General features: G+C 43.9%; 14 protein-coding genes and 14 pseudogenes. 1 reads left to right on the top strand and 27 read right to left on the bottom strand.

Annotated elements, in window-relative coordinates; genetic code table 11:
• The 13 genes and pseudogenes from MMY81_RS29815 to MMY81_RS29760 all read right to left on the bottom strand — a co-directional run.
• Positions 1-225, bottom strand: a pseudogene (locus tag MMY81_RS29815) (glutamate racemase); the annotation flags it as partial.
• A 35-nt stretch (positions 226-260) separates the two neighbouring features.
• Positions 261-727 (bottom strand): annotated as a pseudogene (locus tag MMY81_RS29810) (MarR family winged helix-turn-helix transcriptional regulator).
• 160 nt (positions 728-887) lie between these two features.
• A pseudogene (gene ptsP, locus MMY81_RS36380) lies at positions 888-2,614 on the bottom strand (phosphoenolpyruvate--protein phosphotransferase).
• A pseudogene (locus tag MMY81_RS29800) lies at positions 2,580-2,854 on the bottom strand (phosphocarrier protein HPr). Before MMY81_RS29800 ends, ptsP begins: the two co-directional pseudogenes overlap by 35 nt.
• Before the next feature lie 362 nt (positions 2,855-3,216).
• The gene (locus MMY81_RS29795; protein ID WP_252315676.1) at positions 3,217-3,669 is read right to left on the bottom strand and encodes an acyl-CoA thioesterase; all 453 of its coding nucleotides are present in this window, start codon (positions 3,667-3,669) and stop codon (positions 3,217-3,219) included.
• 88 nt (positions 3,670-3,757) lie between these two features.
• Complete coding sequence (gene sdhB / locus MMY81_RS29790; RefSeq protein ID WP_120192563.1) at positions 3,758-4,525, bottom strand: succinate dehydrogenase iron-sulfur subunit; 768 nt, start codon at positions 4,523-4,525, stop codon at positions 3,758-3,760.
• A pseudogene (gene sdhA, locus MMY81_RS36005) lies at positions 4,525-4,982 on the bottom strand (succinate dehydrogenase flavoprotein subunit); the annotation flags it as partial. The pseudogene sdhA and the gene sdhB, both read right to left, overlap by 1 nt.
• Positions 4,983-5,186: 204 nt before the next feature.
• A pseudogene (locus tag MMY81_RS36000) lies at positions 5,187-5,995 on the bottom strand (FAD-binding protein); the annotation flags it as partial.
• Between the two features lie 55 nt (positions 5,996-6,050).
• Positions 6,051-6,200: an FAD-binding protein gene (locus tag MMY81_RS29780; RefSeq protein ID WP_252315679.1), complete on the bottom strand. Its 150-nt coding sequence runs from the start codon at positions 6,198-6,200 to the stop codon at positions 6,051-6,053.
• Entirely contained in the window at positions 6,139-6,297 is a 159-nt protein-coding gene (locus MMY81_RS29775) for a hypothetical protein (RefSeq protein ID WP_252315675.1), read from the bottom strand. Before MMY81_RS29775 ends, MMY81_RS29780 begins: the two co-directional genes overlap by 62 nt.
• Before the next feature lie 38 nt (positions 6,298-6,335).
• A pseudogene (locus tag MMY81_RS29770) lies at positions 6,336-6,941 on the bottom strand (succinate dehydrogenase cytochrome b558 subunit).
• On the bottom strand, positions 6,934-7,218 hold the full coding sequence (locus MMY81_RS29765) for a hypothetical protein (RefSeq protein ID WP_252315674.1): 285 nt from the start codon (positions 7,216-7,218) through the stop codon (positions 6,934-6,936). The pseudogene MMY81_RS29770 and the gene MMY81_RS29765 overlap by 8 nt, the downstream one beginning before the upstream one ends.
• A 125-nt stretch (positions 7,219-7,343) precedes the next feature.
• Positions 7,344-8,631: pseudogene (locus MMY81_RS29760) on the bottom strand (TrkH family potassium uptake protein).
• A gap of 176 nt (positions 8,632-8,807) precedes the next feature.
• Here MMY81_RS29760 and MMY81_RS29755 point away from each other — a divergent pair.
• Positions 8,808-9,188 (top strand): DUF2507 domain-containing protein, encoded by a 381-nt coding sequence (locus MMY81_RS29755; protein ID WP_252315673.1) that lies wholly within the window; start codon positions 8,808-8,810, stop codon positions 9,186-9,188.
• Positions 9,189-9,237: 49 nt separating this feature from the next.
• Here MMY81_RS29755 and MMY81_RS35995 read toward each other — a convergent pair.
• The 14 genes and pseudogenes from MMY81_RS35995 to MMY81_RS29695 all read right to left on the bottom strand — a co-directional run bounded on the left by MMY81_RS35995 (position 9,238) and on the right by MMY81_RS29695 (position 22,103).
• Positions 9,238-10,223 (bottom strand): annotated as a pseudogene (locus MMY81_RS35995) (hypothetical protein).
• On the bottom strand, positions 10,220-10,573 hold the full coding sequence (locus tag MMY81_RS35990; RefSeq protein ID WP_374563106.1) for a UvrB/UvrC motif-containing protein: 354 nt from the start codon (positions 10,571-10,573) through the stop codon (positions 10,220-10,222). The pseudogene MMY81_RS35995 and the gene MMY81_RS35990 overlap by 4 nt, the downstream one beginning before the upstream one ends.
• Before the next feature lie 574 nt (positions 10,574-11,147).
• Positions 11,148-11,454 (bottom strand): annotated as a pseudogene (trxA, locus tag MMY81_RS29745) (thioredoxin); the annotation flags it as partial.
• A 245-nt stretch (positions 11,455-11,699) separates the two neighbouring features.
• Positions 11,700-11,957: an electron transfer flavoprotein subunit alpha/FixB family protein gene (locus MMY81_RS35985; RefSeq protein WP_374563103.1), complete on the bottom strand. Its 258-nt coding sequence runs from the start codon at positions 11,955-11,957 to the stop codon at positions 11,700-11,702.
• Positions 11,958-12,165: 208 nt separating this feature from the next.
• Positions 12,166-12,570: a hypothetical protein gene (locus tag MMY81_RS35980; protein WP_374563100.1), complete on the bottom strand. Its 405-nt coding sequence runs from the start codon at positions 12,568-12,570 to the stop codon at positions 12,166-12,168.
• 33 nt (positions 12,571-12,603) lie between these two features.
• Positions 12,604-13,359: pseudogene (locus MMY81_RS29735) on the bottom strand (electron transfer flavoprotein subunit beta/FixA family protein).
• Between the two features lie 37 nt (positions 13,360-13,396).
• A complete protein-coding gene (locus tag MMY81_RS29730) occupies positions 13,397-13,531 on the bottom strand; it encodes an enoyl-CoA hydratase-related protein (protein WP_252315672.1) in 135 nt (44 codons plus the stop codon).
• A 194-nt stretch (positions 13,532-13,725) separates the two neighbouring features.
• Positions 13,726-14,175, bottom strand: coding sequence for an enoyl-CoA hydratase-related protein (locus tag MMY81_RS29725; protein ID WP_252315671.1), 450 nt, complete (start codon positions 14,173-14,175; stop codon positions 13,726-13,728).
• A 9-nt stretch (positions 14,176-14,184) separates the two neighbouring features.
• Positions 14,185-14,785, bottom strand: a pseudogene (locus tag MMY81_RS29720) (TetR/AcrR family transcriptional regulator).
• 181 nt (positions 14,786-14,966) lie between these two features.
• Positions 14,967-16,672, bottom strand: a pseudogene (locus MMY81_RS29715) (long-chain-fatty-acid--CoA ligase).
• A 237-nt stretch (positions 16,673-16,909) separates the two neighbouring features.
• Entirely contained in the window at positions 16,910-17,329 is a 420-nt protein-coding gene (locus MMY81_RS29710) for a DUF350 domain-containing protein (RefSeq protein WP_374563097.1), read from the bottom strand.
• Between the two features lie 31 nt (positions 17,330-17,360).
• Positions 17,361-19,718, bottom strand: coding sequence for an endonuclease MutS2 (locus tag MMY81_RS29705; RefSeq protein ID WP_252315670.1), 2,358 nt, complete (start codon positions 19,716-19,718; stop codon positions 17,361-17,363).
• Between the two features lie 15 nt (positions 19,719-19,733).
• Positions 19,734-21,469 (bottom strand): annotated as a pseudogene (polX, locus tag MMY81_RS29700) (DNA polymerase/3'-5' exonuclease PolX).
• The gene (locus MMY81_RS29695) at positions 21,462-22,103 is read right to left on the bottom strand and encodes a CvpA family protein (protein ID WP_252315669.1); all 642 of its coding nucleotides are present in this window, start codon (positions 22,101-22,103) and stop codon (positions 21,462-21,464) included. The pseudogene polX and the gene MMY81_RS29695 overlap by 8 nt, the downstream one beginning before the upstream one ends.
• Positions 22,104-22,106 lie beyond the last annotated feature (3 nt).

The raw sequence follows: 22,106 nt of genomic DNA, 5'->3' as shown, positions 1-22,106 counted from the left end.
GCTGTATTACAGGCAATAATAAGCATTTTTATGTCTTCCTCAAGCAGACGGTCGATCATCTCCCACGTAAAATGCCCTGACTTCCTCTACAGGACGTGGTCCATATGGGCATCTGGCAGTATCACCTATGTATACCATCCTTTCCTTCGGAAGTTGTCTTGAAATTTCCCTTGCTACTGTGAGGCCTCCAAGCCCCGAATCAATGACTCCAATCGGTCTTTCCACGCTTTTCCCTCGATTTCTATTAAAATATAAGTTTCTTATTTTGTATCGGCTGTTTCATTTTCAGTGTTATCTTTCAGCTGATTCATTTTCTCCTGCAGAGCTGCCATCCCTTGTTCAATAGAACTTACTTCTTCCGGTGACATTTCCGATAAAACGCCTTCTAAATATATCTGACGTTCATTAATAACATCTTTAATGATGACTGTTCCTTTTTCCAGAAGATGAATTCGTACGACGCGGCGGTCTTTTTTATCTTTCACACGTTCTACCAGCTCGTTTTTTCCATCCTGTCGATCAAATCAGTCGTTGTACTGCAGGCCAGATACATCCGCTGGGAAAGCTCGCCGATTGTCATATCCCCCTCTTCCTGCAGCCATTGTAAAGCAACAAACTGCGGTGGGGTAATAGGAAATTCGTTTAAAATTTCTCTTCCCTTCTGCTTTACAATATAGGAAACATGCCGAAGCGACTTTTCTATTTGAGACACTTGTTGTCGATTCACCACTGTTTTCCTCCCTTCCTTTCGGGTCTCTGTATATTTTCGCTTGTTTCACTCTTTATTGCAAGTCGTATGAAACAAAATCCATTAGACAACTTCATGTACCTGCTTTTGCTTTTATCCATACAGAAAAAAGCTGTCTCCCGAAAGAGACAGCTTTTCATTACATCTTTTCTGTAATAAATCCACGTTTTTGAACGAGCTCAGCAATTTCATCAGAAGTAGACAGCGTCATCGCTTCTTCTACTAGTGATTCTGTGTCTTTTTTGGAAAGCTGGCGGATCTGGCTTCTTGCAGGAAGTACGGATGTCGCACTCATACTGAATTCATCCAGTCCAAGACCGAGCAATAGCGGAACAGCTGTAGCTTCTCCAGCCATTTCTCCACACATGCCGGCCCATTTGCCTTCTTTATGAGCAGCATCGATAACGTTTTTAACCAATCTTAGAATAGCCGGGTGATATGGCTGATATAAGTGTGCCACTTTTTCGCTCATCCGGTCTGCAGCCATCGTATACTGAATCAAGTCATTCGTACCAATGCTGAAGAAATCTACTTCTTTGGCAAAAATCTCTGCGGCGGCGGCAGTAGAAGGAATTTCGACCATAATACCGACTTCAATTGTATTACTTACTTCTATACCAGAAGCCGTCAGCTCTTCTTTTACTTCCTGAAGTAGAGCTTTAGCCTGTCTTACTCTTCAATAGCAGCTACCATAGGAAACATAATACTAAGCTGCCCGTAAGCACTCGCGCGAAGAAGAGCTCTCAGCTGCGTCTTGAACATGTCTGTTTTCTCAAGGCAGAGGCGGATCGCACGGAAACCTAGAAATGGGTTCATTTCTTTAGGCAGATCCAGATAAGGAAGCTCTTTGTCTCCTCCGATATCCAGCGTACGGATAACCACACGTTTGCCGTTCATTTTTTCCAGAACCGTCTTATATGCATCAAACTGTTCTTCTTCTGTAGGCAGCTCATCGCGTCCCATATAAAAGAAATTCTGTGCGGTAAAGGCCAATGCCTTCTGCGCCGTTAGCCAGAACCCCTTCCATATCCTGAGGCGTGCCGATATTAGCGGCAAGCTCAACATGGTGCTCATCTTTTGTTACAGAAGTTTCATTAATAAGTTTTGCCCATTCTTCTTTTTTTGGCGGGCAAAAGCTTCTTTTTTCTCTTTGTATTCCGAAATTGTCTTTTCATCAGGATTAACCAGGATAGTGCCTTCCAATCCATCAATAATAACAAAGTCTCCGGTTTTGATAGAGGCCGTAGCATCTTTTGTCCCAACTACAGCAGCCACTTCCATCGACCTTGCCATAATGCGGAATGAGAAGTTCTGCCCCCGATATCTGTGGCAAATCCTTTAATGTAAGCTAAATTAAGCTGGGCTGTGTCAGAAGGAGTTAAGTCTTCTGCAATGATTACTGTTTCTTCACTAATTTCAGCCAGATTTGTGTTTTCCATTCCCAACAGATGAAGAAGAACCCGTTTTGATACGTCTTTAATATCTGCAGCACGTTCTTTCATGTACTCATTATCCATGCTCTCAAACATGGAAACGTACATATCGGATACTTCTTTCATTGCGAATTCTGCATTGACGCCTTCTTTGACTTTTGCTTCAACAGCATCAAGCAGTTCAGGGTCTTCCAAAACAAGCAGATGGGCAGAAAAATTTCTGCCTTATCTTCGCCCATTTCTTTAAGTGTTTTATCTTTAATTGCAGTAAGTCTTCTTTGGCAGTCGCTACTGCTTTCTTATAGCGGGCTGCTTCCTCTTCAACGTCGGACACGGTCTTTTTTTGGATATCCATATCAGGCTGCTCCAAAATGAAGGCCGGTGCCATTGCGATGCCTTTAGAAGCGGCAATTCCTGTCAGGCTCTGTGACATTACTCCCCAAGCCCTTCTTTACTACTTCTTCAATAGCATTCATTGCTTCGTCTTCGTCAGATCCGTCAGCTTTGATTGTTACTTCTGCACCTTTGCCTACTCCAAGAGACATTACTCCCATAATAGACTTTAAGTTACGGACTTGCCATTGTACTCTAATGTAATATCAGAGGAAAATTGGCCCGCTTTGTTTACCAGCTGTGTAGCAGGACGTGCGTGGATCCCAGTGTCGTTCGTAATATTGAATGTTTTTCTTTCATGTCAAATTCCCCTTTTCTTTACTTTCATTTATATCGCTTTCATAAACATACTAAGTATTGACCGCAATGGTCAAGTAAAAGATAAATAGTTTGTCCATGAAATGCCGGCAGCCAAGCGCCGATTGATTTAAAAAAAGCATGAGTATATACAGCTGAGACCCCTTTGTATTCTGCAGATAATACAGGGGGTTATAACAGCTTTTCCCTACTCATGCCTGATCTAATCAGTTACACGCTTATTTGCTGGCATTGTGAGCGAATATTTATCCAACGACTATTTTAACACTTGTCATTTCCATAGACAAGCAACTTATTGCAAAACAAATGAAATAGCAATATGGTTCACTGAAGACTGATCATTCGTTCTTTATCCTCATCACTCCAAGGGAGAGAAGAGCCTGTTTCTTTGGATATTTGAACGACAGCGCCGCGCCCTGTTAAGCATCTCTCGCCGTTTGTGTTCTTCACCAGATAATGAACATCTGCAGAGCTGTTACCGATTCGGGCTATCTTCATATACACTTCCAGCGATTCATCAAAATATACCTGTTTTATATAATCGCAGTGCATATCAGCTACTACAATCATTTTTTCTGAATCAGGAGCGAGCCATTGCTGCATCAATCCGACTTCTTTGAAAAATGCAAGCCGGACTTCCTCAAAGTAAACAAATGCATTTGTGTTATTTAAATGCCCAAAAGCATCCGTTTCGGAAAACCTTACTGTTACCTCGTTATAAAAGGAGAAGTCTTTCTCCCATTTTGTCCAATCTTCAATATAAGAAGGTGTACTCATGTATATGCTCCTTTTCTATTCGCAGCTATTCTGATCAGTATAAGAAAAACCGATGCAGGTATAACCTGCACCGGCCAAATTTTAACTATTATTTATCACTGCCGAAAAAGCTCTTAAAGGACTGAATGTTTGTGTCTCTATTCAGAGCGGCAATAGAAGTTGTAAGAGGAATACCTTTTGGACACGACTGCACGCAGTTCTGCGAGTTACTGCAGCTTGAAATGCCTCCATCGCCCATCAGTTCTTTTAAGCGTTCTTCTTTATTCATTTCTCCAGTTGGATGGGCGTTAAACAACCTCACCTGAGAAAGAGCTGCCGGTCCGATAAAGTCGGAATTATCATTTACGTTCGGGCAGGCTTCAAGGCAGACACCGCAGGTCATACACTTAGAAAGCTCATAAGCCCACTGGCGTTTGTTCTCTGCCATTCTAGGTCCTGGTCCTAGGTCGTACGTTCCATCGATCGGAATCCAGGCTTTTACCTTTTTAAGCGAATCAAACATTCTGGAACGATCAATTTGCAGGTCACGAACTACTGGGAATGTTTTCATCGGTTCCAGGTGAATCGGCTGTTCCAGCTGATCAACAAGCGCTGTACAGGACTGGCGCGGCTTGCCGTTGATCACCATGGAGCAGGCACCACAGACTTCCTCCAGGCAGTTCATATCCCAAATAACAGCGGACGTTGGATTGCCCTGGGCATCCACCGGATTCCGGCGGATTTCCATAAGTGCCGAAATAACATTCATGTTCTGACGGTAGGGAATTTCAAATTCCTGCTTGTATGAAGGTTCATCCGGTCCTTCTTGTCTAGTTACAACAAACCGGATTACTTTATTTTCGGTCTTTTCACTCATTAACTTCCGGCCCCTTCCTTTTTACCTGCTTTTTTCTGGGAATAGTCGCGTTTACGAGGCTTTATAAGAGACACATCGACTTCCTCATATTCAAATTCAGGTCCCTTTTTCGCAGGGTTGTATTTCGCTTTCGTTGTTTTCAAAAATTCTTCATCATTACGATCCGGAAATTCCGGCTTGTAGTGTGCGCCGCGGCTTTCGTTTCTATGATAAGCACCCATCGTAACAACCCTTGACAAGTTCAGCATTCCTTTTAACTGGCGTGTAAAGGATGCTGCCTGGTTGCTCCATCTGGACGTATCATTAATATTGATGTTTCCCAGCGATCCAGAAGCTCCTGGATTTTTTCGTCTGTTTTGAGAAGCTTTTCATTATCACGTACAACTGTTACGTTGTCCGTCATCCATTCGCCAAGCTCTTTATGAATCACATAGGCGTTTTCTTTGCCGTCCATGTTCATAATTTTTTCAAACTCATCTACTTCCTTTTGCTTCGAGCGGTCAAAAATCTCACTGCTCATGTCTTCAGCAGATTTCTCCAGACCGTTCATGTATTCTACTGCTTTAGGGCCTGCAACCATTCCGCCGTATATAGCTGACAACAGCGAATTCGCGCCTAAACGGTTTCCGCCGTGCTGGGAATAATCGCATTCACCGGCAGCAAACAAGCCGGGAATGTTCGTCATCTGGTCATAGTCAACCCACATGCCGCCCATGGAATAATGAACAGCAGGGAAAATTTTCATTGGTACTTTACGGGGATCGTCTCCCATAAATTTCTCATAGATTTCCATAATACCGCCAAGCTTAACGTCAAGCTCTTTTGGATCTTTATGAGATAAATCAAGGTATACCATGTTTTCACCGTTAATACCGAGCTTCTGCTCTACGCAGACGTCGAATATTTCACGGGTCGCAATATCACGCGGTACGAGATTTCCGTAAGCCGGGTATTTTTCTTCGAGGAAATACCACGGTTTACCGTCTTTGTATGTCCAAACACGTCCGCCTTCACCACGGGCAGACTCACTCATCAAGCGGAGCTTGTCATCTCCGGGAATAGCCGTAGGGTGAATTTGAATAAATTCCCCATTGGCATAGTAGACGCCCTGCTCATAAAGAGCTGCAGCGGCATAACCTGTATTAATCATTTTGTAGATTTTCCGAACATAATTCCCGGTCCGCCGGTAGCCATGATAACCGCATCCCCGCGGAACGTCTCCACATCGTGGGAGCTCAAATTCTGTACGGTTACCCCTCTACAGGCGCCTTCATCATCAAGAACCGCGGAAAGAAATTCCCAGCCCTCGTATTTATTAACAAGCCCTGCTGCTTCATAGCGTCTTACCTGCTCATCAAGCGCGTATAAAAGCTGCTGGCCGGTCGTTGCTCCTGCAAATGCTGTGCGGTGGTACTGCGTGCCGCCGAACCTTCTGAAATCAAGCAGTCCCTCTGCTGTCCGGTTAAACATAACACCCATCCGGTCCATTAAGTGAATGATACCAGGGGCTGCTTCCGTCATAGCTTTAAACTGGAGGCTGATTGGCGAGAAAGTCGCCGCCGTATACTGTATCGTCAAAGTGCTCCCATGTGGAATCGCCTTCCCCTTTTGTGTTAACAGCGCCGTTGATACCGCCCTGTGCACAAACAGAGTGCGACCTTTTTACAGGAACAATAGAAATAAATCGACTTGAATGCCCGCTTCTGCTGATTTATTGTCGCCATCAGGCCTGCAAGGCCTCCACCGACTACGATGATTTTGCCATTACTCATAATTGACCCTCTCCTTAATTAATTGACAGTCTAAGGACTTATACAAATGCAAAAATGGATCTCAGTCCAATGATGGTTAACACAACGAACAGTCCAATTGTTGCATAAGTGGAGATCTGCTGGGAGCGCGGGGTAACTGTAATGCCCCAGGTAACCATAAATGACCATAAACCATTAGAAAAGTGGAATGTAGCTGCTACGACACCAAGAATATAGAAAACGAGCATGAAGGGTTACTTAGTATTGATGCCATCATATCATAATTTACTGTTTCACCAAACATTGCAGCAATTCTTGTTTCCCATACGTGCCATGTAATAAAGATAAGCAGAAACACACCGGTTATACGCTGAAGCAGAAACATCCAGTTACGGTAGTATCCAAAACGTCTTTGTTCGCTTTTCCCTGAAATACAATAAATAGTCCGTAAATAGCATGAAACAGAATGGGAAGAAAAATAATAAATATCTCTAAAAAATAGCGGAATGGAAGCTGTTCCATAAAATGTGCAGCCTGGTTAAAAGCTTCTGCCCCCCGGGTGGCAAAATGGTTTACGATAAGTGCTGGATAAGAAATATTCCAATTGGAATGACTCCGAGTAAAGAGTGGAGTCTGCGGTTAAAAAATTCACGGTTTTCAGCCATGCAAATATCCTCCTAAATTAATTCCATTTTTGTTGTTGATTCCTGATGCAGCTTCTGCTTTTTTCACCATCCCTTTAAACCGAAACGAAAATGCCCCACAAAATAAAACAGCCCATGTACAAAGCTGTTTGGTTGTCACCTTATGTAATGGAACAAAAAACAAAACGGTCATTTCAAGTTCGTTGCCATTCAGAAAAACGAAAGCAGTGCAGGATACATAATGATTTATCCAGTATTTACGTTTTTCGTAATCACAGCGCGCATTGTACTTCAACACATTTATTGTACTCCCACTTTTCCAGTGAGTCAAGAAAACGGATACATGGCTTTATAAGTAAAATATACAAAAACCCCTTTCCCAAAGTATATATACTAAGGAGAAAGAGGTTGTTATTGTTACCACTATCCAATAATAATACGCTCAGTCGGATATTTATAATAAGACTTCGTTTCTTTTCTTTTTAACGAGAGCAGAAAGGCTAGAATGCCCACCCGGCCGACAAACATCAGCAGCATCAAAACGAGCTGGCTGGGTCTTGATAAATCATCTGTAATACCCGTTGTTAAGCCGCATGTCCCGAATGCTGAACTCACTTCGAATATAATATCAATAAGCTCTACATTCGTATTATTCTGTTCCAGGGCACTTATACAAAGAACCGCAGCGAACACCACCGACGAGAAAAAATGACAAAACGATGAACGCTTTTTGTTTATCCTCTGGATGAATCTGGCGTCCAAACACTTTTACTTCTTCTTTACCAAGTGCAAAGCTGCGTATGGTTAAAAACATGACAGCAAGCGTTGTGGTTCTCAAGCCGCCTCCCACACTCGAGGGACTTGCTCCGATAATCATTAATGAAGAAACAAATAACAACGTAGGCAGTGAATAGGCTGACACATCCATGGTGGAAAGCCCCGCGCTTCTGGCACTGGCTGAATGGAATATGGCTGATGACACTTGTTGGTGCCAGGCCATGCCCTGATAGTAAACGTTCGCTCCAGCAGCAGAATCCCTATTAACTCCTATAGCGAAAACAAGAAAATAAGTGGTAACCGTAACTTTTGTGAAGAGGCTGAAGCGGAAGTCCTTGCTGTTGGAAGAAAAATATTCCCGGATCTCCATTAATACAGGAAAACCAATCGCCCCGGCAAAGATAAGCAATACGACAATCAGCTGCACATAATAATCATCTGCAAAAGGAATCAGCGATTGGCCGGTCACATCAAACCCAGCGTTTGTGAAAGCCGTTAGTGCACCAAACGCACCCTGATAATAAGCCTGGCCCACCGAGTCGAAATATTGTATATAATAAGTACCGAGAATAAGTGCTCCTACCGCCTCAATAGCAAGCGCGAGAAGAAGTATGTTTCTCATTAACTTTACCATGCCGGAAAACTGGTATTGGTTTTGATCTACCATAATTAGAAGCCGTTGAGACAGATTAATTTTCCTTCCCAAAAGCATCCATACAAATGTGCCCAGGGACATAATTCCGATACCGCCTACCTGCATAGCCAGTGCCAGAAAAAACACACCTGTATAGCTAAGCGTTTCAGAGACATTAATAACGGTGAGCCCGGTAACGCTTACTGCCGATACAGAGGTGAAAAGGGAATCAAGATAACCAACCTCCATTCCGGGCTTATGGGAGATCGGCAGCCACAGAAGAACGCTGAACAGAAGCATTGATACAATATATGAAAAAATAATCATTCTAAAAGGTGTCATAAATGCATTAGTAATTTTTTTCATGCCTCAACCTCCGCTGGATTTCGGACATCAGTATATCATTTATGCTTTTTATAATCTATAGAGATTTCAGCAGGAAGCTTGTATAATTAAAAACAGAAAAGGAGGCTTTTATGTCAGACACGAACAGCACTTCTCCTGCATTTGGTTATGCCCTTCTTAGAGAAACCCTTCTGCCGGAAATTCTTGGGCATGACGAACCTGAAATATTGTACTGGGCCGGCAAGTCCCTTGCCCGGAAATATCCCTGTACTTCTGTAGAAGAGATTATGGAATTTTTTAACAAAGCTTATTGGGGAAACCTGAAGCTTGTTAATGAAAAGAAACGCGAGCTGCAGTTAAAGCTTGAGCCGACCTGCGATACATATTCTTTTCTACTGGAAGCGGGATTTCTGGCAGAACAGTTATCCACGCTCAAGCAAGCGGCAGCGGAGACGTATTTAGAGGAAAAAAAAGAAGATTATACGTTTTCTGTACGCTGGGATAAAGAATAGAATAGTATAAGAAAAGACCGCTGCGTGTTTATCTGCAGCGGCTCCTTTTTTATTTAGGCTCCGGCGCTTCATGAAGCCGCTTCAGCAGTTCTCTTGAAACACTGTCCGGAATAGCTATAGCTCTGAAATCATCCACAGTAGCTGCTTTCATATTTTTCATCGAACCAAAGTGCTTTAAAAGCGCGCGCTTACGCTTTTCTCCAACACCAGGAATATCGTCCAGTACAGAGGAAAACATTGTTTTTCCTCTCGTCTGCCTGTGAAAGGTAATCGCAAAGCGGTGAACTTCGTCTTGAATACGCTGCAGAAGGTAAAAGGATGAGCTGTTCCGTTTTAACGGCACGACTACAGGAGGATCTCCCATAATGAGTTCAGACGTATTGTGTTTATCATTCTTCGCCATACCTGCCACCGGCACATTCATACCCAGCTCATCTTCTATCACGCTCAACGCAGCACTCAGCGTCCCTTGCCGCCATCTACTAATATTAAGTCCGGAAGCGCCTGTCCTTCTTTCAGGAGTCTTGTATACCTCCTGCGTATTACTTCTTTCATGGAGGCGTAATCGTCCGGGCCGGTAACGCTTCTCACTTTATACTTGCGGTAATCTTTTTTTAAATGGCTTTCCATCCATAAATGTGACCATGGCGCCACAGGATCTGTTCCCTGAATGTTGGAGTTATCAAAGGATTCTATTCGATGAGGCATATCAATCTGCATAGCCTCCGCCAGCTCTTCTACTGCTTTTACTGTTCTCGCTTCATCGCGCTCAATCAGGGAAAAACGTTCCTTTAACGCATGAGCTGCGTTTCGTTCTGCCAGCTCTACCAGCTCTTTTTTCTTACCTCTGGCCGGTTGTATTACTTTTATCTCCAGCAGCTGGGCCGCCATTTCCTGATTGATTCCTATTGGAATAAAAACTTCTTTAGGCTTCAGATGATCTTCCCGCAGATAAAACTGCCCTAAAAACGTTAAAAAATCTTCTTCCGGTTCCTGATAATAAGGAAAAACTGATACATCCCGCTCATCAATCATTTTGCCGCTTCGGATAAAGAAACCTGGACGCACATCCAGCCTTTATCTACAGAATAAGCAAAAATATCACGATTCACCGTATCATTAATGTTCATTTTTTGTTTTTCCATTACTGAATCAATGTGATGAATCTGATCACGTAGCTCCTTGGCCCTTTCAAAATTCAATTCATCAGAAGCTGTATGCATTTTCGTGCGCAGATCTTCTTTTACCAGCTGATGACCGTTGTTTAAAAACTTCGCAATATCCTGCACCATTTTCTGATTCGTTTCCTTGGAAACTTCGAACTCACAAGGGGCAAGGCACTGGCCTATGATAGTAAGGCAGACACGGTCCGGCATCGTCGGCATTTCCGCATAGGATAAAGCCGGTCGAGCAGTTTCTTTGTTTCATTGGCCGCTCCGGCATTCGGATAAGGGCCAAAATACTTAGGCCCCGTCCTTTTTTATTTTTCTTGTAGTAATTAAACGAGGGTGCTCTTCCTTGGTGATTTTAATGTAAGGGTAGGATTTATCTCTTTAATAGTACATTGTACTTTGGCTCATATTTTTTGATTAATTCATTTCCAGAATTAAAGCCTCGAGATTGGAGGAAGTAATAATGTATTCAAAATCAACTATTTCCCCGACCAGGCGCTGGGTTTTCCCATCATGGGAGCCTGTAAAATACGACCGCACTCTATTTTTTAATACTTTTGCTTTCCTACATATATACAGTACCATGCTTATTTTTCATTAAATAACAGCCCGGCTGATCCGGAAGCACGGTTAATTTTTCTTTTATTGTATTCAATTCCGTAACACCTCTTCACTTCATTCTTCTCTCGTAGTATAAAGCGAAAGTATGTTTGTGTGCAAAGAATCCTTCCTTAAGTATAAGGAAAAGCCGCTGAACATCATTCAGCGGCTTTATTATCCTATTTAAAATGTGTTTATTTAATAATTCAACAAGCTGTTCTTTTGGCTGAAAGCCTACACCTGGTCTACAACTTCGCCGTCTTTGAAAAAGAAGAGTAGGATACTCATTACGCCGTATTTGCCGGCTGTTTCCTGATTTTCATCAACATCTAATTTAGCGATCTTTATCTTGTCGCCATTTCTGTATCGATTTCCTCGAGTACTGGAGCGATCATTTTACATGGTCCGCACCAAGTAGCCCAAAAGTCCGCCAATACAACGCCTTCAGACGTTTCTGTTGAAAAGTTTTGATCAGTAGCTGTTACAATTGCCATTTGTGTGGTCCTCCTTTAAAAGTAGCTTTATTAAGCTAATGCATATTATAGCATTGTGTATAAATTGTGGCTAATAGATTGCCTGTATATTGTTTACCCGCTCTTTTATTGTCTAAACACGCAGACGTCTCACGAAAAGCCCGCCGGCTTCGGCGGGCTTTTCTTTAAGAAGCTGTAACTTTTTTTAAATTCTTCGATAAGAGCAGGAATAACATCAAACAAATCGCCGACAATGCCATAGTCTGCTACTTCAAATATAGGTGCTTCGGATCCTTATTCACAGCTACAATCACTTTAGAATTGGACATACCAGCTAAGTGCTGAATAGCTCCGCTGATGCCTGCTGCAATATAAAGGTCTGGTGTTACCACTTTACCCGTTTGTCCGATTTGCAGCGCATAGTCGCAGTAATCTGCGTCACAAGCGCCGCGCGAAGCTCCGATGGCTGCACCAAGAACATCAGCCAGTTCTTCAAGCGGCTTAAAGCCTTCCGCACTTTTCACTCCTCTTCCGCCGGCTACAATGATATTGGCTTTGCCAAATCAATACCCCCGTGCTCTTTTTCACTACTTCTTTAATGATGGTCCGCAGATTAGTAATGGTAAATGTTTTTGTATCGATATTCCACTTTCTGCTGCTGTCCGCTTCCAAAGCCGGAATATTGTTGGGACGGATCGTAATAATAAAAATCCATCGTCTACAGTCAGCTTTTCAAAACGCTTTACCGGAATAAACCGGACGGATGAAGTGAGCATCCGCTCCATCTCCTTCTATATCAACGCAGTCAGTAATAAGCCCTGAGCCCAGCCTTTCTGGAAAGTCTCGGCGCCAGATCCTTACCGCTCGATGTATGCCGATGACAAGTCCTTCCGCCTGCTCCTCTTCACATACCTGTTCCATTGCCTGCATGTAGGCATCTGTAGTGTACTGCTTAGTTCCTCCATTTCCGACACTATGACACGGTCGGCCTCCATACTGAATCATTTTTTCCGCATGGGACGCAGCGCCTTCACCAAATAGTACACCAACTACTTCGCCGTCTTCTGCTGCCCTGCGGCCTGCTGCTATTGCTTCAAACGTTACATTTCTTAATTCATTTTCCTTCGTTTCTCCCAAAACAAGAATTTTTCTGCCATTATGACCTCTCCTTTATATAACTTTTGCTTCTGATTTTAATAATTCCACCAGCTGCTGTGCCTGTGACTCTGTTGATCCTTCAAGTACTTTCCCCGCTCCTTTTTTCCGGAGGCAGAAAGCGGTCAACGGTCGTTGTTTTCGCTGCAATATCTTCTTCATCAAGGTCAAGATCATCAAAATCGATCGTTTCCAGCGGCTTTTTCTTTGCTTTCATAATTCCGGGCGAAGCGATATCTAGGATCATTCAGTCCCTGCTGGCAGGTAACCAACAGCGGCAGAGATGTTTCCACAATTTCTACATCACCTTCTACATCCCGTTCAATTGTTACTTTAGTGCCGTCAATATCCAGCTTTGTAATCGTCGTTACCTGGTTCATCTGCAGACCTTCCGCAAGTCTGGAAGCTACCTGCCCGGCTCCATCATCGACAGCGACGTTACCACCAAGAATAATATCGGCTTCCTTGTCTTTAAAATACCGCTGTTAACACTTCACCGATAGTGAAATGATCTATAGCTTCATCCATGTCCTCCATGTTTAAAAGCACAGCTTTGTCTGCTCCCATCGCCAGGGCAGTGCGGAGTTCTTTTTCCGCTTCTTCTTCGCCTACGGTCACCACCGTTATTTCGCGCCATGTGCCTCTTTTAAAACAATGGCCTCTTCAAGCGCGTATTCATCGTATGGATTAACAATGAACTCCGCCCCTTCTTCATCAATGCGGCCATTCTCAATTATTATTTTTTTCCTCCGTATCAAACGTTCTTTTCATTAATACAAATATGTCATGCTTTATTCCTCCCTGGTTTTTATTTGTTTTTAAAAGATGGCTTTCGTTTTTCAATAAATGCCTGAATCCCCTCTTTTGCATCTTCACTGGCAAACGCCCTGCCAAACAGCTCGGCCTCTTTCTGCTTCCTTCTTCTCTGGCAGGCGGATAGCATAGCGGAGAAGCTCCAGCCCCATCTTTGTGGTTATTCGGCTTTTCGAAGCGATATGACCGGCGATTTCAACAGCTGCTTTAACATGCTCACCTTCGGGCACTGCTTTATTTTACCAGTCCCCAGCGTTCGGCTTCTTCCCAGTGATAGGCAGGCCGGTCAATATCATTTCTCCTGCTTTTGGACGACCTACCAGTTCAGGGAGCCCTTTGACTCCCCGCGTAGCCTGGAATCAGACAAAGCGTTGTCTCTGGCAGGCGCGAGCTTTGCTTCTTTTGTAAAACTCTCAAATGGCATGCCATTGCCATTTCCAGGCCGCCGCCTAAAGCCGCGCCATGGATGGCAGCAATCACCGGCTTTGTAAGGGCTTCCATTTTGTTGAATACCTTTTGTCCATTCGTTCCTAAATCTGAAAAACCACTACTGTTTTCTACATTTGTAAATTCCTTTATATCCGCACCAGCTGCAAAAAATCTACCTTCACCGTATAGTACGGCTGCATGAACTTCCTTATCGGCCTCAATTTCATCAAGAACATCGCTTAGTTCTGAAAGGACCGAGGCTGCCAAAGCGTTTGGCCGGCGGCCTCTCAAAAAGATGTGGGCGATATTATTTTCCACCCGCCATTGTAAATGTTCCATTATCATCCCTTCTTTCTACTGTTTTGCCCGGACCGTTGCTCCAAACCCCTGCAAAAGCATGGAAGCAGTAGGAACGGCTAATTCATTCAGATCATATCTGTATTCATTCATTATCCAGGTAGTAACGACTTCATCAATTGTTCCGAAAATCATCTGCCGCGCCAATTTCTCGTTTAAATCCTCCGAAAAGACGCCTGCCGCTTTTCCTTCTTCAATCAGCCCATCCAAATAAGAAGGTATTCCTTTAAAATGTCATTGATCTGCTTGCGCAGGTGGCTGCTGGACTGCCTCAGCTCGAGCTGCGTTACGATTGCCAGGTTTTTGCTTAATGAGAGCTGGCGGAAATGGTTGGCTACGAGCGAATGCAGTTTTTTTCGACCGACAGCCTGGATGTAAGCTCATCTTTAATATTCGAGATAAACTGGCCCATTTTCTCTTCAAATACGGAAATCAGGACATCCTCTTTATTGTTGAAGTATAAGTAAATGGTGCCGTCTGCTACCCCGGCACGCTTCGCTATCTTTGATACCTGGGAATTGTAGTAGCCGTTTTCGGCTATTACATCTACTGCCGCTTCTATTATTTGCTCGTATTTGGGACCTTTTCGTTTCCCCATGGCAGAACGCCCCTTTTACAATGTATTAATAGTGAATGACTGTTCATTCATTATATGTCTAGCTTCATCATAGATAATATTCAAGTGTGTCAAGCGTTATTCTACAGATTTTCAGCGTTAAAAAAAGCCCGATGTTATGACCGGGCTTTTCTCCAGCGGATTTAAAAGGCAGCAGCGTGGATCAGCTTCCTTTCTGCATTTCTTTTGCTTTCGTATTCTTTTCCTCTTCTTCGACAAGAACCCGTCTAAGCACTTTTCCAATAATTGTTTTTGGAAGTTCTTCTCTGCGTTCAAACAATCTTGGTACTTTAAAAGAAGCCAGATGCTCCCGGCAGAACGCTTCGATTTCTTCGTCCGTGGCGTTTTTTTCCATCTTTGAACACAAGGAAAGCTTTTACAGTCTCTCCGCGGTATGGATCCGGCACCCCGATAACAGCCGCTTCTTTTATTGCTTCATGTTCATACAGCACTTCTTCAATTTCTCTAGGATAAATGTTGAAACCGCCGGCAATGATCATGTCTTTTTTTACGGTCTACAATATAAAAGTAGCCTTCTTCATCCATATAGCCCATATCTCCGGTCAGAAACCAGTTTCCGTGAAATACAGCTGCTGTATCCTCCGGCCTGTTCCAATAACCTTTCATCACCTGAGGACCCTTCAGCATAATTTCACCAATTTTGCCTGCCGGAGCCGGCCCTTCCGTTTCAGGATCATAGATAGCAGCCTCCGTATCCGGCCATGGGATCCCTATACTTCCTTCTTTGCGTTTCCCCCAGATAGGGGTTGATATTGCAACCGGCGATGTCTCCGTAAGCCCATAACCTTCTACAAGCTTTCCACTGTCAGTTTCTCAAACGTCTGCTGTACTTCCAGCGGCAGGGGAGCTGATCCGCTCAAGCAGGCTTCAATAGAGGATAAGTCATATTTATTAATAGTTGGTTCATTAATCAGTCCGACATACATAGTTGGTGCCCCTGGAAAGACCGTTACTTTATGCTTTTGAATGGCCTTTAAAATAGGAACCGGTTCAAAACGGGGAACAATAATCATTTTAGCTCCGTGCATAATGCTGATATTCATAACTGTCGTCATCCCGTATACGTGGAAAAAACGGCAGCGCTGCCATAATCGTTTCTTTTTTCCGGTCAATACCATACATCCAGGCACTGCTCTGCATCGTATTTACTACTAAGTTGTAATGCGTGAGCATCACTCCTTTGGCTGGACCAGTTGTACCGCCTGTATATTGGAGAAGAGCAATATCTTCTTTTGGATTAAAAGAAATATCCAGCTTTTCCGGTTTCGCCTCAGCCATTATTTTTTTCAGCTGGTGCGTCGTGCTGTCATACACGACCTGCTTGGCAAGAGCCGCGTTTTTACGCTGCACGAGCGGATACAAATTCTTTTTAGGAAAGGGAAGGTAGTCTTTAATACTTGTTACAAGAACATGCTCAAGCGATGTTTTGCTTCGGACGGCCCGAACACGCGGATATACTAAATCCAGACATATCATAACTTTTGCCTGAGAATCGTTCATTTGATGCTCCAGCTCGCGCTCCACATATAGCGGATTAGTCTGCACCACAATAGCACCCGCCATCAGCGCACCATAATAACAGATCACGGCTTGAGGGGAGTTCGCCAGCATAATCGCTACTCTGTCTCCTTTTACTACGCCCAGCTTTTGAAGCTGGCTGCTCAATTTAAGAGCCTCTTCATATACTTCACTGTAAGTCATATCTTTCCCCATAAAGTGAAGAGCTTCGCGGTTTGGCTGATTCGCAGCCGTTTCTTCCAGATAAGAGTGCAGCGTTTTTTCATCATAGGAAATACTTGTTGGTATTTCCTTCGGGTAATGCGAGAGCCATGCATGTGTTTCTTCCATATTAAATCCCCCTTTTAAATGTGGACACAAAAATACGTCTAGAAGCACTCTATACTCTTATTATAGTGGAAACGCTTACAATTATAAAGAGGAAAATGTAAAAAAATGGGCTGTGCCATACGGCATGCCCATTCTCTATCAAAGCGAAGAAAGTAAATAGATACAGCCTGCTGCAAAAACACGGCACAGCAGACAAGTAATATTTTAGCTAACCGCTCCATTATTTCCCTCCTTCTATCAGCTTAAAATTCCTGCTCCTATAACGAAGGAAAGTCCGACGGAAATCACAAATGCAATCAGTCCGACCGCTCTGTTATCTTTCGCAAGCTCCTCGTCCACTTTAAACATCGGTGTTAAAAACTCAAATACGAGATAACTGATAATTAACAGAATAAAGCCGAGACAGCCCCACACAATCGTTGTGAGTATCTGATCGTTATGAAGGATGGAAAAATGAAGAATATTAGCCACTCCGAATATTTTCCCGCCGGTGGCAAGTGCCACTGCGATGTTGCCTTTTTTTATTTCTTCCCAGTTATTATAGGGAGTTATCGTTTCAAATACAGCTAAAAATACGATAAGGGAAAGCAAAGCTACGCTGTAGTTGGCAGCAGTCTGTCCGAATGGTGTCTGCAGTATAGCTTCCAGGCCGGCCACCTTCCTTTCACAGTCTCAGGTGGTCTGAGTATTATTTTAATTCAGCAACCGTATTTCCAATGCCGCCTTCATTCATGCCGCCGTCGCGTGTACTTTTTACGCTTGGGTGTTTTTTTAAGTACTCTTTTACCCCTTTACGGAGAGCACCCGTTCCTTTTCCATGAATGATATGCACCTGTCCATACCCTGCAAGCACCGCTTCATCCAAGTATTTCTCCACTTGTCTAAGGGCGTCTTCATACCGCTGGCCCCGCAGATCCAGCTCAGGTTTTACCGGGGCGCTGGTCGTTACCGACCGGACATTGCGGAGAGGAGTTTTTTCCTTTGAACTGCCCAGTTTTTCCATATTGCTTTTATTAACCGTCATTTTCATGATTCCCAGCTGAACCTGGAATTCATTTTCATTGAGCTGCTCGAGCACCTGGCCTTTTTGTCCAAAGCTCAATACTTTTACTTCGTCACCTGGTTTTATGGAATCTATTTTCTCAGCCTGTCTTTTTATTTGTTTCATTCGTTTGGTAGGCGCAGGCTGTGCTTTATCCATTCGGGACTTGGCATCAATGAGCTGATGCTCTTTGACGTTGTATCCCTGCTTTTCCAGCTCCCTAAGCTCGCGAATTATATCCTCTGCCTGTTTCTTTGAAGCAGTGAGTTCGCTTTCTGCTTCTTCACGTGCTTTTTGGAAGATGGATTCTTTTTCCTCTTCCATCTGCTGGACTTTTTCCGCTAGTTCTTTCTGCAGAGACTCTGCTTCTTTTCGAAGGATGATCGCCTGCTTTTCCTGTTCCTCTACAGACAGCTGCCTGTCCTGCAGTGACGCTATCATCTGCTCCATCTGCTGGCTGTCAGTGCTTACCTCTGCTTCAGCTGCTGTAATAATCTCATCACTTAAGCCCAGACGTTTGGAAATAGCAAAAGCATTGCTTCGTCCCGGTACGCCAATTAAAAGACGATAAGTCGGCCGGAGCGTGTTCACGTCAAACTCCACGCTTGCATTCATAACACCTTCCCGGTTATAGGCGTACCCTTTCAGCTCACTGTAGTGCGTCGTTGCAATAAGAGAGGCTCCTTTATTATAAACATAGTCCAGAATTGAAACAGCCAGCGCCGCTCCTTCCGTTGGATCTGTTCCGGCGCCTATCTCATCAAACAGCACGAGGCTTTGATGATCAATTTTTCCAAGAATATCTACAATATTGGTCATATGGGATGAAAAAGTACTTAAGTTCTGTTCAATCGATTGTTCATCCCCTATATCAGCATAAATAGATGCAAATACACCGGCCTCTGAATTCTCCTCTACCGGAAGAAACAATCCGGACTGGGCCATCAGCGTCAGCAGGCCTGCTGTTTTCAGCGTGACCGTCTTACCGCCCGTGTTTGGTCCTGTAATAACTAGCGAAGAAAAATCTCCTCCGAGTTCCACCGTAATTGGTACCACTTCCTCAGCCTCAATAAGTGGATGTCTCGCTTTCTTAAAACGAAAGTGGCCCTCACCGTTTACATTTGGCTCTGTTGCTTTTAAATCATGGGCGTAATACCCTTTTGCAAATATAAAATCCACATAGCCCAGCGTACGGGTATTCTCCAGCAGCTCTTCCCCGTTTTCCTCAATTTCTGCCGATAATTCACGGAGTATTTTTTCGATCTCGATTTTTTCTTTTCCACGGGCTTCCCGCAGTACATTGTTCATTGACACCACGGACTGCGGTTCAATAAACAAAGTGGCTCCCGAAGCTGACTGATCGTGGATAATGCCGCCGAAAGACCCCCGGTATTCCTGTTTAACGGGGATAACGTACCGATCGTTTCGAATAGTCACAATAGAATCTGACAACTTCTTCTGCTGATCCTGCGATTTTGTCAGCTGATCGAGCTTAGAGCGGATCGAAGCCTGCTGGCCTCTTATCTGCTGACGGATGCTGCGTAATGTCGGAGTTGCACTGTCCATTACTTCTCCATTATCATCAACAGATTGCTTGATAGAGCGCTCTACATCTGTCAGTACCGTAATCGAGCTCACGATTTCATCGAGTCCGGGAAGCTCAATCCCGTCCTCCACCATTTTGTCGATAAACGTTTTCACTCTTCTAGCAGCATAAATCGTATCTGCTATCTCCAGCAGTTCCCATGCGTTCAACACACCGCCGATCTGAGCTCTTTTAATGTGGGCAAACACATCTTTAATGCCGCCGAGAGGAGCCTGGCCTTTTAAACGGACGACCCGATGCGTTTCCTCCGTTATTTTCATCGCATGCTTTATTTCATCGACCGAAGACATCGGCTTCATTTGTTCAATTTCCGCTCTTCCTAATGAAGAACCAGCATGCTTTTTCAACTGATCTTTCATCTTATTGTACTCGAGCACCCGAAGGACTCTATCGTTCATTGTCATCTTCCTTTCTTATTGGAGCAGGCGCTTCTCTTTTTTCTGCTGCAGATAGTTCGTTAATTCCGCTGCTGTCAAGGTGTTTAACACCTGATCGGGACGGAGCATTGCTTTTCTGGCAATCCCTGTTCCTGTTTCCATGTCGTCCATCATTTTCGGGTTATGCGCATCAGTATTAACCGCAAGCGCCACTCCTGCTTCACCGGCTTTTTTCAGCCATTCCGCTGAAAGGTCGAGCCTGTTTGGATTAGCATTCATTTCAAGGGCTGTACCTGTTTCAGCCGCACGCTTTATCAACGCTGGAAGATCGACATCATAGCCTCTCCTTCTTCCTATTAAGCGGCCTGTAGGATGAGCTATCAGGTCGACATGCGGAGAGGTGAGTGCTGACTCAAATCGTTCCATAATCACAGATCTCTCCTGGGAAAAGGAGGAGTGGATCGAAGCAATGACCACATCCAGCTGCTCCAGAACGCTTTCATCAATATCTAGGACACCGTCCGGGCGTATATCCATTTCAATGCCTGCAAAAATATGCAGGTCCGTATATTTTTCATTTACTGTTTTTATTTCTTCTATCTGCCTGAGTATCCGATCTTCATCAAGACCGTGCGCGACCCTTAAAAATTTGGAATGATCGGTAATAGCTATCCATTCATATCCTCTTTTTCTCGCCTCTTCAGCCATCTCTTCGACAGACTGGGCTCCATCACTCCAGGTTGTATGCATATGCATGTCTCCACGGATATGGGAAAGCGTTACATCTTCCCTGGGGCTGCTGTACACATCCAGCTCGTCCTTCCCCGATCTTGCTTCAGGGGGAATATACTGAAGGCCAAAGTGATGGAAAAAAGCCGATTCATCTACAAACGTCTGCACATTTCCGCTTTCCACGTTTTCTATTCCATATTCACTGATCCGTTCTCCATTTGATTTAGCCAGCTGCCTCATCTTCACATTGTGATCTTTCGAGCCCGTAAAATGATGAAGCGTTGTGGCAAAAGCGTTATCTTCAATCATCCGCACATCTACCTGTACTGGGTACTCGTCTCCTTCCAGCTCCAGGGAAAGCTTCGTATCCCCATCTGCGATAACACTGGAAATACCCGGAAATGCTTTTATCTGTTCTTTCACGCGCCCCGGCTCATCTGTAGAAATAATATAGTCCATATCTTTCATCCGGTTTCTTCCAGTCTTCTTAAGCTGCCTGCACGGGCATAGCGGTGCATTCCTTCCACTGCGGCCAGCTTTTCTTCAAACACTTCTGCCATTTTCAACATCATCGGAATAGGAAGTCTTTCCGGTCTGTTCCCCATTTCTTCCAGCGCTTTCATTATTTTTTCTTCCGACTTAGCAGCAAAACCAGCCAGTTCGCGGATTTGTTTATCTTCACAGGCTTTCTTCAGGTCCGCCGCATTCGTAATACCCAATTCCTGATAGAGCTTTCCTATTTTCTTGCCTCCAAGTCCTGGAAGCTTAAGTAATGGAAGCAGCCCTTCCGGTATCTCCTCTTTGAGCGTCTGCAGAAGCTCTGAGTCGCCATTTTCTATCAGCTCATCAATTAAACCAGCTGTTCCTTTACCAATACCAGAGAGCTTGGAAACATCTTCTATATCATTAATAGACCGCTCATCGTTTTCGAGAGCCTGGGCAGCTTTTCGATATGCGGAAATCTTAAATGTATTTTCTCCTTTGATTTCCATATAAACAGCAATACGTTCCAAATGATTGATAATCTCTTTTTTATTCATTGATTTCCTCCATTAAAAGTAGAAAAAACTTCTCTTGAAGAGAAGCTTTTTCTTTTATTAACGACGTGCTGTTGGCACATTCTCTTTTAGTAACCCTGTACCCCAGATTCTGAAGCCACTGGGACAAGTAAGGCGTTTCGTAAATCATAAACTGGGCCAGACCTGACTGCGCTATCGCCTGCTGAATAGGATCTACCGGTACCAGTGAGAAAGCAACAAGCAGTATAAACAGCACTACGTATGTCTCCACCACTGCCAGCGCTCCTCCGAGCCATTTATTAAGCATGCTCACAAGAGGAACACTCGATATTACATTAAAGATAGAGCCCAGCATCTGCATTACTATTTTTGCAATAATAAACAGTGCGATAAATGCAATGGCGGAGTAAAAGAAGGTCTGCATGTCAAATGTTGCTGACAAAAACTGAACGTTCTGGCTGCCGGAATCCTGCAGGAATCCGGGATAAGGCACCCACTGTCTCAGCCAGGCTGCCGTGTCCTCGTAAAAATAAAACGCAATGACTAAGGCGAGCAGAAAACTCACCAAAGAAACGAACTGCAGGATAAATCCTTTTCTTAAGCCGGAAAAAAAACTAGCGGCCAGAAAAAGAAGAATCAGTATAGTTATAAGCATGTG

It is taken from the genome of Sinobaca sp. H24 (assembly GCF_023845525.1).
This window is presented reverse-complemented; position numbering and strand designations above follow the sequence as displayed.

Excerpts from the sequence above, each read along its gene's own strand:
- MMY81_RS29795 (WP_252315676.1), bottom strand. The coding sequence starts at position 3,669 with ATGAGTACACCTTCTTATATTGAAGATTGGACAAAATGGGAGAAAGAC.
- sdhB (WP_120192563.1), bottom strand. The coding sequence starts at position 4,525 with ATGAGTGAAAAGACCGAAAATAAAGTAATCCGGTTTGTTGTAACTAGA.
- MMY81_RS29775 (WP_252315675.1), bottom strand. The coding sequence starts at position 6,297 with ATGAGTAATGGCAAAATCATCGTAGTCGGTGGAGGCCTTGCAGGCCTG.
- MMY81_RS29755 (WP_252315673.1), top strand. The coding sequence starts at position 8,808 with ATGTCAGACACGAACAGCACTTCTCCTGCATTTGGTTATGCCCTTCTT.
- MMY81_RS35990 (WP_374563106.1), bottom strand. The coding sequence starts at position 10,573 with ATGCCGACGATGCCGGACCGTGTCTGCCTTACTATCATAGGCCAGTGC.
- MMY81_RS29730 (WP_252315672.1), bottom strand. The coding sequence starts at position 13,531 with ATGCTATCCGCCTGCCAGAGAAGAAGGAAGCAGAAAGAGGCCGAGCTG.
- MMY81_RS29725 (WP_252315671.1), bottom strand. The coding sequence starts at position 14,175 with ATGATAATGGAACATTTACAATGGCGGGTGGAAAATAATATCGCCCAC.
- MMY81_RS29705 (WP_252315670.1), bottom strand. The coding sequence starts at position 19,718 with ATGAACGATAGAGTCCTTCGGGTGCTCGAGTACAATAAGATGAAAGAT.
- MMY81_RS29695 (WP_252315669.1), bottom strand. The coding sequence starts at position 22,103 with ATGCTTATAACTATACTGATTCTTCTTTTTCTGGCCGCTAGTTTTTTT.